Genomic DNA, 10,601 nt, shown 5'->3' with positions numbered 1-10,601 from the left:
CAGAGACTTCTTCGACCTGGCTCGCGGGGTTCTCCTTGAGAATGGATAGCTCCCTAATCGCTTCGTACAATTCGTGATCGTGCTCGTTAGCGATCGCTTCCATACCGACTTCACCGAATCGCTGCAGGAATTCGGCATAGTCAACGTCGATAAGAAACGGCGCATGCCCTGCAGACTCGTGAAGGATATCGGGAGCCGGCGTATAAAGAAGATGCTCAACACTGCGCATCTCAAGGGCAATCACCAGGACTTTTAGTGCCTGAAACTCCATAAAGATCGCTGGTGGAATGAAGCCATCAACGACCACTGCACGCCACCCGAGCTTCGCCAGGCAGGCGTTCATTTCGTCGATGGAAGGTATATGGCCAAGAGCGATACCCGTTCTTGCGAGACCCTCTAGATAAACAGGATGGGCAGTCTCAGCAAGCCCCCGCGTTAAAGCAGTCATGAGAAACCGCCATACCGCATGATCGCGAGCCGTATACTGACTCTCAGGGTCCTGCACCGTGACGAACGGGCGCAGATGCGCTGGCAAACTGGCCACAATCTGTTGCTGACTCACAGAACTAGCACTCACCGTGTAGCTCCTCCCATAACCGCCTTCATCTCCGCCGGCATCTTCGCGTGCTCCTCAAGCCTTTGCAGGATTCTCGCGAGATCTCGACGATCCCCATCCTCGAGCACCCCCAAAAAATCCTCCTCCCAACGGAGAGCCAGCGGTGCAATAGACTCAAACAGTCTTGCTCCCTCCAGTGTCAGACAAAGCTCATTGACCCTCGCATCGTCCGGGCTCAGATAGCGCTTGAGCAAACCCCGCGCCTCAAGATCCGCCACCGCCCGGGACACCATGACTTTGTCGAGATTGCCCTGCTGAGCAATAGCTTTGCTGCTGAGGTGTGGCGTTTCGTGCAGCAACGCCAGGATGCGCCACTGCGGCACAGTGATATTAAAACGACGTCGATACACCTCCGCAAAGGAAACGCTGATGTGTTTGGCGAGACGATCAAACCGGTAGGGCAAAAAACCCTCGAGCTGAAAGAACTTTTTCATACCACTTCCACGCGCTAGATAGTTTCATATGAAACTAGTATGCTGCCGTCCTGTCAAGAGCAAAGGAATATTGATCATGAGTCGGCAGTGGTTTCCCCATGTGATTCGCGAAGGACAGCATTCGCGACAGGCGCATTGCGATCTTCCCGAGGGCACCTATGAACGAGAAATGGGTCGCGAGGGATTTTTTGGTCCGGCAAGTCATATCCACCACAAACATCCACCGACCGGATGGATTGACTGGAAAGGCCCCCTGCGCCCCTATGCTTTTGATCTCACGCAGCTCGATTCCTTGAGCGAGTCCCCCTTCACTCAGCAAGCTTTGTTAAGCAACAACGATGTCACCTTAAAGTTTTGGCGCTGCGCTAGCGCCATGACCCACTTGGTTCGCAATAGCGATGGTGATGACCTGTTGTTTATCCACAATGGCAGCGGCTCGCTCTATTGCGACTACGGACAACTTGATTTTCGCGACGGTGATTACCTGGTAATCCCCCGGGGTACAGCTTGGCGTATGGAGCCTACAGAGCCCGTGGAGTGTTTGATCATCGAAGATCGCGACGGCGCCTACCAGTTACCCGATCGCGGAATGCTGGGACCAAACGCTGTCTTTGACCCAGCAATACTCGAGCACCCCCACATCAATGACGCATTTCTCGCGCAGCACAGCGAAGATGAGTGGGAAGTGCACATCAAACGCCACGATGAAGTCAGTATCGTCACCTTCCCTTTCAATCCGCTCGACGCAGTAGGCTGGCACGGGAACAACACCGTTCTTCGCTTGAACTGGCGAGACATACGTCCGGTGATGAGTCACCGCTACCACCTCCCGCCTTCCGCACACACAACATTCGTAGGCGGCGGTTTCGTGGTCTGCACTTTTTGCCCGCGGCCGATCGAAACAGACCCCGGCGCGCTAAAAGTCCCGTTCTATCACAACAATGATGATTACGATGAGGTGCTCTTCTATCACCGCGGAAACTTTTTCAGTCGCGACAACATCGAAGCAGGCATGATCACCTATCACCCTTGCGGTTTTGCGCATGGCCCGCATCCGAAAGCCCTTAAGAAATCGCAAACTGATCCTGCCAAAGAAACCGACGAAGTGGCGGTAATGATAGACACGCGTCGCGCCCTTAGCATTAAAGACATCGCGCAAAGCGTCGAAAACCCAGACTACGTTAACTCCTGGCGCAGCCAGGGCGCCTAAACGCCTGCACGGAATAAAGGAATTCGCTTATGAAACTCGCATCTTACAAATCCGGTCGCGACGGCGCTTTGATGATCGTTGATCAAACACTCACGACCTGCTGCTCCGCAACCCAAATTGCATCAACAATGCAGGAAGCGTTGGATGACTGGGACAGCGTCGCACCCAAGCTGGAAGAGCAGTACAAACTACTCTGCGAGGGCAAACACCACGGCGCGATGCCCTTTGATACGAGCCGATGCGCAGCGCCTTTGCCTAGAAGCTTTCATTGGGCCGATGGCAGTGCCTACGTAACCCACGTAGAGCTGGTAAGAAAGGCGCGCGGCGCAGAGCTCCCCGCATCTTTCTGGGAGGACCCCCTCGTGTACATGGGCGCCTCCGATGCCTTTATCGGACCCGAGGATCCCGTTGAGGCTGAAAGCGAGGACTGGGGCATCGATTTCGAGGGAGAAGTCGTTGTCATTACTGATGACGTGCCCGCTGGCACAACAGTGGAGCAGGCAGCGAAGCACATCAAACTTGTGGGGCTGGTTAATGATATTTCTCTGAGAAACCTGATTCCCGGCGAGCTGGCAAAGCAGTTTGGTTTTTACCAATCCAAACCCTGGACTGCCTTTTCACCCGTGCTGGTTACACCCAGCGAACTAGGATCAGCTTGGGACGGTGCGCGCCTCCACCTCCCTCTGCGCGCAACCTATAACGGCGACTTGGTAGGAGCGCCGAATGCCGGCCAGGACATGACCTTTGATTTCCCGACGCTTATAGCTCACTGCGCAAAAACCCGTTCACTCATGAGTGGAGCCGTCATTGGGTCCGGGACGGTCTCTAACGTGGGATCAAAAGACGGATCCTGCTGCCTTGCAGAAATTCGTTGCCTTGAAACCATTCGAGACGGCAAGCCCAGCACACCGTTCATGAGTTTTGGTGACCGTATACACATCGAGATGCTGGACTCCGAGGGAAATTCAATTTTCGGTGCGATCGATCAACACGTGGTGCGCTACCAGCCCAAGGGAGACTAGCCCATGGAGCTTTACAGCTACTTTCGCTCTACAGCTGCGTACCGCGTAAGAATCGCTCTGGGGTTAAAGGAGCTAGAGCATGAACTAACTCCAGTGAATCTAGTCATGGGCCAGCAGCGCGAGCAGGGGTTTCTTGCAGAAAACCCTCAAGGCTTGGTACCGGCGCTAAAACTGGATTCTGGCGAAGTCCTGGCTCAATCGAGCGCAATCCTGGAATGGCTAGAAGAAGCCCACCCAAATCCTCCGCTTTATCCCCAAGACCTACTCGCAAAGACGCGCATGCGCGCACTCTGCCAGCACATTGCCTGCGATATACATCCGCTAAATAACCTCAGGGTGTTGCGGTATTTGGGCGAAACACTAGATCTCGAACAAAGTCAGGTCGACAATTGGTACGCACACTGGATTCATCGAGGCTTTAGCGCGATTGAAGAAACAGTGGCCAGTTTCAAAGCGGGATTTTCCATGGATGGGTATCCGGGAATGCTCGAAGTTTTTTTAATACCGCAGGTGTACAACGCCTATCGCTTTAAGGTCGACCTCAGCGCCTTCCCTCACATCGTCGCCCTCGATCAACGCTGCCAGACATTAGCGGCTTTTGCTACGGCTCATCCGATCCGACAAACTGACACTCCTCAGGAAGAACGCGCCTGAAGAAACCCTTTCAGCCTACGCAAGTCTTCCGGGGTATCAACATCAAGAAGCACCCCGGGATCGTCCACCTCCACTGCCACGCACCGTGCAGCGTTTTCCTCGAGTAACTTGCTTGCTCCGCGATCGCCTGAGAGCAATTTAATCAGCGGCAGGAATCGACCACCGAACACCACGGGGTGTCCTCGTTTGGCTTCATAAACCGGGTACACAATGTGCTCACTGTCAGCATGCTCCAACAAAGTCAAAACCGTGCTCGGCAGCAACGCAGGCATGTCTGCCAAGGCAATCACCAGTTTAGAAACATCACCAATTGCAGCAGCGCTTTGGGCAAGCGTACCTCCCATCCCCTCATTCGCGCGACCGCATCGTAGACATTCGACGGACTTCTCTCGCAAATATTCCTCGAGAGAATCATCTTCACCACGGGCTGAAAGACAAACCAAAACCTCAAGATCGACATTCGTATATTGCGAAATAGTCTTCTCTATAAGCATTTTTTCTTCATCTATTATTTCACGCCGCTTATCAGAACCGAAACGACTTGCACTACCCCCCGCTAGCAGAAGTACCAGTGAACTCTCGCGTGAATTCTGTTTCGAGCCTCTATTCATAGCTAAATCCGCAATATTTCCCACTGAAAAGCCCCAAATTACTTTGCATTTAATTCCCAGGAAATGGGGATTTAGCCCTTGCGATAGCCTCGGAAAGCCTTATGCTGTCAAGCGCGGGGCAAGTATTTCGCACACACATAACGTGACTGGGCATAGGGATCATTACAAGGGGTGTGATCATGGCAGGAAAGTTTGAACTTAAGAAAGGTAAAACTGGAAAGTTTTCCTTCAATTTAAAATCAGGAAACGGACAAGTCGTATTTACAAGCCAGACTTACGACAACAAACGTTCGGCAACCGCGGGCATAGCTTCTGTTAAGAAAAACGCGAGCAAAGATACAAGTTACGAGCGTAAGACCTCAACGAAGAAGCAGCCTTATTTTGTAATGAAGGCGACAAATGGCCAGGTTATCGGCAAGAGCCAGATGTACTCCAACGCGGTAAGCATGGAGAAAGGCATCAAGTCAGTCGGCCTGAACGCACCTAGCGCTGACACTGTCGATTTGACTGTAGAAGCGCCAAAGAAAAAAGCAGCTCCCAAGAAAGCCAAAGCTGCACCCAAGAAGAAGGCCGCTGCAAAGAAAGCTAAAGCAGCACCTAAGAAAGCCGCCAAAAAAGCTGCCAAGAAAGTTGTAAAGAAGGCTAAGGCGGCACCGAAGAAAGCTAAAGCGGCAGCCAAGAAAGTTGTAAAGAAAGCAAAAGCAGCACCGAAGAAAGCTAAGGCGGCTGCAAAGAAAAAAGCTCCAGCGAAAGCTAAAGCCAAGAAGAAGTAAGTCTTCGGCGGCAGCTGACTCTCAGCTGCCGCCCTATTCACCGTTTCAAAATTTAGTCGTTTCTAGCTCTTCTGCACTTCGTCCGTCTTTATTACTGCATTGGTGCATCAGTGCATCATCATAATCGCTGAACAGCGCGAAATTCGGCAGTAATAAAAGAGATCCGGGGGGCCGCAGGGTACGGCCCCCCGGGGTTCCGCCAGGGGTAGCGGGAACGAGGTAGATCAGTTCGTAGATGCAACAGCCGATGCGGTAACTCTAGACAGCGCGCGTGAAAGTGACTGCTCGAAGCAATCCTCATTGCGAGCTGCTTGGGAGACACCGCCGGCTCGGCGGATATCACTGTGGCCGCACACCTTTTCAGCGGCAGTCGCCAGTCGATAATGCAGTGCTTTTTGGCCTGCTACGGAATCCAGATCCAGATCCGAGTAGCTCACCGACACCTGCGCAGATGCACCGACGGAATCGGCGATGACTTCTGTTGTGCTCTCGGCATTAGCCTGAAGCGCGGATACGGCAAATAAACCTGATACTACAGCTGCGATGCCTACTTTCTTGAATGATTTCATGATCAATCTCCATACTCTATTTGATTGGCCAGAGGCCGGATTCGTTTGCGGTCTGCGCCCTTCATCGCCATCCCACGCACTCAAGTTAAGACAACAGGCAACACGCCGATAGGCTGATTCGTCGAAACGCGATGAACCATCGACGAATCGATGGAATCCAGCGGTTAAAGGTTTGCGTAACTCTTACTGGCATCGCTATGAGTGCGCACCATTCAGCAGCGCAGCTTTAGCGGTACAATGTTCGGTTGAGGACAAGTGATAAGCAGTGCGGATACAAATAGTGAGCGACGCGGCTGAAGCGGCGCTCTTCAGCAAAAGCGAGTTTAGTTAATGAAGTATTTAGGCAGTCCAGATTTTGATCACGCCCAGCGGGGAAGTATCGGCGTGCTCGTTACAAATCTGGGCACGCCTCAGGCACCGGAAAAAACCGCACTTCGCCCCTATCTGAAACAGTTTCTCTCGGACCCGCGGGTTGTAGAAGTCCCCAGATTGCTGTGGTGGTTCATTCTCAACGGCATCATCCTCAATGTACGGCCCGCGCGATCAGCTGAAGCTTATCGAACGGTCTGGACTGATGAAGGCTCACCCCTGCTGATCCATACGCGCAACCAGGCTACAGAGCTGCAAAAAAGACTTAACGCTGAGCACGACGGTGAAGTAATCGTGGACTTCGCTATGCGTTACGGACAGCCATCCATCGCTAATGCCTTGCAGTCTCTCAGGGATCGCGGTGCCCGCCAGTTGGTGGTACTTCCGCTCTACCCCCAATATAGCGGCCCCACTGGGGGATCGACCTTTGACGCCGTTGCCGAAGACTTCATCAAGAGACGCTGGATTCCAGACTTCCAGTTTGTTGCCAATTACCACGATCAGCCAGGCTACATCAGCGCGGTTGCTGACAGTATTCGACAGCATTGGGAAGCTCACGGTCGCGCTGAGAAGCTGTTGTTTTCCTACCACGGAGAACCCCGACGCTATCTCGATGAGGGCGACCCTTATCACTGTCATTGCCACAAGACCACAAGGTTGGTCGCAGAAGAGTTGGGACTAACGGAAGACGAGTATCTAAGCGCGTTTCAGTCGCGATTCGGGCGCGAGGAATGGCTCAAACCCTATACCGATCATACTCTCAGAGAGATGGCAGGTAGTGGCATCCGTTCGGTACAGGTGGTGTGCCCGGGGTTTTCCGCAGACTGCCTGGAGACCATAGAGGAAATCGGCGAAGAGAACCGAGACTATTTCCTTGAGGCCGGAGGGGAGCGCTACGAATACATCCCCTGCCTAAACTCCAGTGAGGGGCATATAGACTTTCTGACGGATCTGGTAAACGAGCGCATAAGCCCCTGGCTACGCGCAAAGTCTTCGGTCGCAGCGGCTCTTACAGCGACTATGGCCGACGCCATGAAGGCGCGTTCAGCGGCCTGACGATAAGTCCGTGGGTGACGTGTGCTTATGATCAGGCGTCGAGTTAGCCATTCCGTACGCCAACAATATCCCCAGCAAAAAGACTGCAGTTAGCTTAACGCGATCATGGCTATGAAACTGCACCTCTGGCAGAAGGTCACTCAAGGCAATACACACAAAAGCGCCGGCGGAGAACGCCAGTGCGGAGGCGATCACGACTTCAGCACTAGTACCGAGCTGAGTGGCGTAGAAATAGAACAAAACTGCACCCAGAGGACAGACAAAGGCAAATAGCAGGTTCGCCTTGGTTTGCGCCGATGTTGTGGTCTCAGACGCTTTCATAAGCGCGACGATGGACATCGCATCGAGCGGCTTGTGTAACAGAATGGCCAAAAACACACCAAAGCCAAGAAGCTGTTGCTCATGCCCATGAGATCCTGACAGCAGTGCAGCCCCCAGAGCTACGCCGTCAATAAATGTATGAAAGGTTAGCCCTGTCAAAACGCCCTTCCAACTAACGTCAGGCGGAATAATAGGCTTGTGGTTGTCGTCCAGGGTCAGAGAGTGTGCGTGCGCATGATCGTGGTCGTGATCACACGACACCTGCGCTTCAGCTGAGAACTCTGGTTGATGAAAATGCAGCATACGAAGCATTAGCAGCATCACGATGAGACCGAGCATCGTCCAGGACATTACGGTGGTCAGCCCGTGATCTATGCCAAGAGTCAGAATGGCATGGGGCAAGAGGTGGAAGAACGCCACTCCCAGCATCAAGCCCGACACCAGGCTCATCGCCAGCTGTGTCCGCGTGTGAGTCATGGCTACGCGCTGGGTCAAAGCACCGCCAGCCAACGAAAAAATGATCAGGGCTGCTCCATAGGCGACAAGTAGAAGCATAGGGGACATCAGAGCAGCACCAAATTATCGCGATGAATCAACTCCGGCTCACCACCATAACCAAGGGTTTCAGCGATTTTCTTCGAGCTCAGTCCTTTTATTTGAGCCACCTCTTCAGCGCTGTAATTGCTCAACCCACGGGCAACCTCCCTGCCCTGCTGATCGCGACACAGAAGTACGTCACCCCGCGAAAACCCGCCACTAACGGATCTAACGCCCACGGGAAGCAAGCTGCGGCCCGAGGTTTTCAGTACGTTAACGGCACCGTCATCAATTTCGACAACGCCCCGAAAAGTCACGAGGCTCGCCAACCACTGCCTTCGGGCATTTTCAGGAGCACTTCCACTTTCCAGCCAAGTGCCGAGGGGCTCGCCAGAGGCAAGACGCGCAAGCGGCTTTACCTCGCGCCCACTCAAAATCACCGTCTCTGTGCCAGAGCGCGCGGCAAGGCGAGCCGCTCGAAGTTTAGTCATCATTCCGCCGCGCCCTAACGCACCACCCGTGCCTGCCACGGCATCAAGGCCTGGATCATCTGCACGAGCATGCTGAATTAGCTTCGCCTGCGCATGAGTCCTCGGGTCTGCATCAAAAAGCCCGTCTTGATCGGTCAGCAACACGAGCACATCAGCATCTACAAGGTTTGCCACCAATGCAGCCAGCGTGTCGTTGTCGCCAAACCGAATTTCATCGGTCACCACGGTATCGTTCTCGTTGATAACCGGCACCACGCCATGGGATAGCAGTGTCTTCAACGCCGCGCGTGCATTGAGATAGCGATCTCTTGCGAATACGTCATCGTGACCCAAAAGAATCTGAGCCACCATCAGTCCGTTGGCGGCGAAGGCCTCTTCATAACGACGAAGCAGAGCAGACTGCCCCACAGCTGCCGCAGCCTGTAACTCGTGGAGTTCGGTAGGCCGCTCGGTAGCACCAAGACGTAACAAACCGGCCGCGACTGCCCCACTGCTTACCAGCAGAACCTCGCAATCCCTCTCCCGCAGTTCAACCAACTGCGCAACCAGCCCTTTGATAATGGTCTCATCGATACTTCGGCCATCATCGGTTAGTAAGGCGCTTCCAACCTTGATGACCCAGCGCTTCGCAGACGCTGTCCAATGGCGTGCCTCGACGCTCACGGCGCGTACTCAATCTCCACGTCATGATCGTCATCATCCTCATCCTCAGAACCGGATTCCTCTTCGCCCCGGCGCCGGGACCGAAGGAGATTGACCCGCTCACGCGCTTCTTCTTGCATCGCATGCTGCGCTTCGCGCTCCGAGAGCACTAACTCCGGATCCTCGGCTTCTTCCTCGGCACACCGCTCAAGGTAGTCCATCATGTCCTGACACAGGCGATCGGTACCGTCATGAGCGAGCGCTGAAATCGTGTAAACCGGCGCCTCCCATTGCAAGGTGGCAATAACTTCAGCGCGAATTGCCTCCACGGCTTCATCATCAATAAGATCGGTCTTGTTCAACACTAGCCAGCGCTCCCGCGCGGCGAGTGTAGGACTGAATCGTTCCAGTTCGCGAACGATGGATGCCGCGCTCTCCGCAGGGTCACTGCCATCCATGGGTGCCACGTCGACCAGGTGCAACAATATTCGATTGCGAGTGAGGTGTTTTAAAAAACGAATTCCCAAGCCCGCGCCATCTGAAGCACCTTCAATCAATCCAGGGATATCCGCGACTACAAAACTTCGCAGAGCATCAACTTTGACGACGCCTAACTGAGGCACCAGGGTAGTAAACGGATAGTCAGCCACTCTCGGGCGCGCCGCTGATACTGAGCGGATGAATGTGGACTTCCCCGCGTTGGGCAGACCCAACAAGCCCACGTCAGCGAGTACGTTTAACTCGAGCTTGAGCGCACGCTGCTCGCCCTCACTACCGGGGCTGGTCTGTTGGGGAGCACGGTTAACGGAAGACTTAAAACGCGTATTGCCCAGGCCGTGGAATCCACCCTGAGCAACCAGCAGGCGATCACCCACGGCCACCAAATCCCCTAAAGTTTCACCACTATCTTCATCAAGCACTGTGGTACCCACTGGCACCGGCAATTCCAGGTCGTCTCCGCCCGCGCCGGTACAGTTGCGACTGCGGCCTTTTTGGCCATTCTCGGCCCGATAGACTCGCTGAAAGCGATAGTCAACCATGGTATTGAGGCCCTGATCAGCAACCAGATACACACTGCCGCCGTCGCCGCCATCTCCACCGTCGGGACCACCGCGCTCTACATATTTCTCGCGCCTGAAACTCAGGCAGCCGTTACCACCGTTACCGGCGAAGACGCGAATACTGGCTTCATCTACGAATTTCATGATTGCATTCTATCTTGCGTTGGACCGGACCGGAGCCTCGATCGAAATATTTGCCATATCGGCACTTGGTCGAAGCGAACGAGCACAAGTG

At 54.0% G+C, this 10,601-nt stretch carries 11 protein-coding genes and 1 pseudogene; 5 read left to right on the top strand and 7 right to left on the bottom strand.

Going from position 1 to position 10,601, the window contains the following annotated elements; genetic code table 11:
- A pseudogene (locus AB8B76_RS13525) lies at positions 1-577 on the bottom strand (amino acid hydroxylase); the annotation flags it as partial.
- Positions 574-1,050, bottom strand: coding sequence for a MarR family winged helix-turn-helix transcriptional regulator (locus AB8B76_RS13520; RefSeq protein WP_405273248.1), 477 nt, complete (start codon positions 1,048-1,050; stop codon positions 574-576). The pseudogene AB8B76_RS13525 and the gene AB8B76_RS13520, both read right to left, overlap by 4 nt.
- Before the next feature lie 76 nt (positions 1,051-1,126).
- Here AB8B76_RS13520 and AB8B76_RS13515 point away from each other — a divergent pair, with 76 nt between their 5' ends.
- Genes AB8B76_RS13515 through maiA form a run of 3 tightly spaced genes read left to right on the top strand, consistent with a single transcriptional unit; the run spans position 1,127 to position 3,936 of the window.
- Positions 1,127-2,260: a homogentisate 1,2-dioxygenase gene (locus AB8B76_RS13515; protein WP_405273246.1), complete on the top strand. Its 1,134-nt coding sequence runs from the start codon at positions 1,127-1,129 to the stop codon at positions 2,258-2,260.
- 29 nt (positions 2,261-2,289) lie between these two features.
- Complete coding sequence (locus AB8B76_RS13510) at positions 2,290-3,282, top strand: fumarylacetoacetate hydrolase family protein (RefSeq protein WP_405273244.1); 993 nt, start codon at positions 2,290-2,292, stop codon at positions 3,280-3,282.
- Between the two features lie 3 nt (positions 3,283-3,285).
- Positions 3,286-3,936 carry a maleylacetoacetate isomerase gene (gene maiA, locus AB8B76_RS13505; protein ID WP_405273243.1) on the top strand — a complete coding sequence of 217 codons (651 nt, stop codon included), beginning with the start codon at positions 3,286-3,288 and terminating at the stop codon, positions 3,934-3,936.
- Here the strand turns inward: maiA and AB8B76_RS13500 are convergent.
- Positions 3,918-4,547 (bottom strand): NTP transferase domain-containing protein, encoded by a 630-nt coding sequence (locus AB8B76_RS13500; RefSeq protein ID WP_405273241.1) that lies wholly within the window; start codon positions 4,545-4,547, stop codon positions 3,918-3,920. The two genes, maiA and AB8B76_RS13500, sit on opposite strands and share 19 nt — an antisense overlap.
- A 179-nt stretch (positions 4,548-4,726) precedes the next feature.
- Here AB8B76_RS13500 and AB8B76_RS13495 point away from each other — a divergent pair, with 179 nt between their 5' ends.
- Positions 4,727-5,320 carry a YegP family protein gene (locus AB8B76_RS13495; RefSeq protein ID WP_405273239.1) on the top strand — a complete coding sequence of 198 codons (594 nt, stop codon included), beginning with the start codon at positions 4,727-4,729 and terminating at the stop codon, positions 5,318-5,320.
- A 224-nt stretch (positions 5,321-5,544) separates the two neighbouring features.
- Here the strand turns inward: AB8B76_RS13495 and AB8B76_RS13490 are convergent, their stop codons facing one another.
- A complete protein-coding gene (locus AB8B76_RS13490; RefSeq protein ID WP_405273238.1) occupies positions 5,545-5,889 on the bottom strand; it encodes a UrcA family protein in 345 nt (114 codons plus the stop codon).
- Between the two features lie 330 nt (positions 5,890-6,219).
- Between AB8B76_RS13490 and hemH the strand changes: the two genes are divergently transcribed.
- On the top strand, positions 6,220-7,314 hold the full coding sequence (gene hemH / locus AB8B76_RS13485; RefSeq protein ID WP_405273236.1) for a ferrochelatase: 1,095 nt from the start codon (positions 6,220-6,222) through the stop codon (positions 7,312-7,314).
- On the opposite strand, the gene AB8B76_RS13480 is transcribed toward hemH, so the two are convergent.
- The 3 genes from AB8B76_RS13480 to cgtA are packed head-to-tail and all read right to left on the bottom strand — an operon-like array spanning position 7,303 to position 10,510.
- Positions 7,303-8,199, bottom strand: a complete 897-nt coding sequence (locus AB8B76_RS13480) for a ZIP family metal transporter (RefSeq protein WP_405273235.1) — start codon at positions 8,197-8,199, stop codon at positions 7,303-7,305. The genes hemH and AB8B76_RS13480 overlap by 12 nt on opposite strands.
- On the bottom strand, positions 8,199-9,326 hold the full coding sequence (gene proB / locus AB8B76_RS13475; protein ID WP_405273233.1) for a glutamate 5-kinase: 1,128 nt from the start codon (positions 9,324-9,326) through the stop codon (positions 8,199-8,201). The genes AB8B76_RS13480 and proB overlap by 1 nt, the downstream gene beginning before the upstream one ends.
- Positions 9,323-10,510 carry an Obg family GTPase CgtA gene (gene cgtA, locus AB8B76_RS13470; protein ID WP_405273231.1) on the bottom strand — a complete coding sequence of 396 codons (1,188 nt, stop codon included), beginning with the start codon at positions 10,508-10,510 and terminating at the stop codon, positions 9,323-9,325. The genes proB and cgtA overlap by 4 nt, the downstream gene beginning before the upstream one ends.
- Positions 10,511-10,601: the final 91 nt, after the last annotated feature.

Origin of the sequence: Congregibacter sp. (assembly GCF_045107095.1) — a bacterium.
Taxonomy (GTDB): Bacteria; Pseudomonadota; Gammaproteobacteria; order Pseudomonadales; family Halieaceae; genus Congregibacter.
This window is presented reverse-complemented; position numbering and strand designations above follow the sequence as displayed.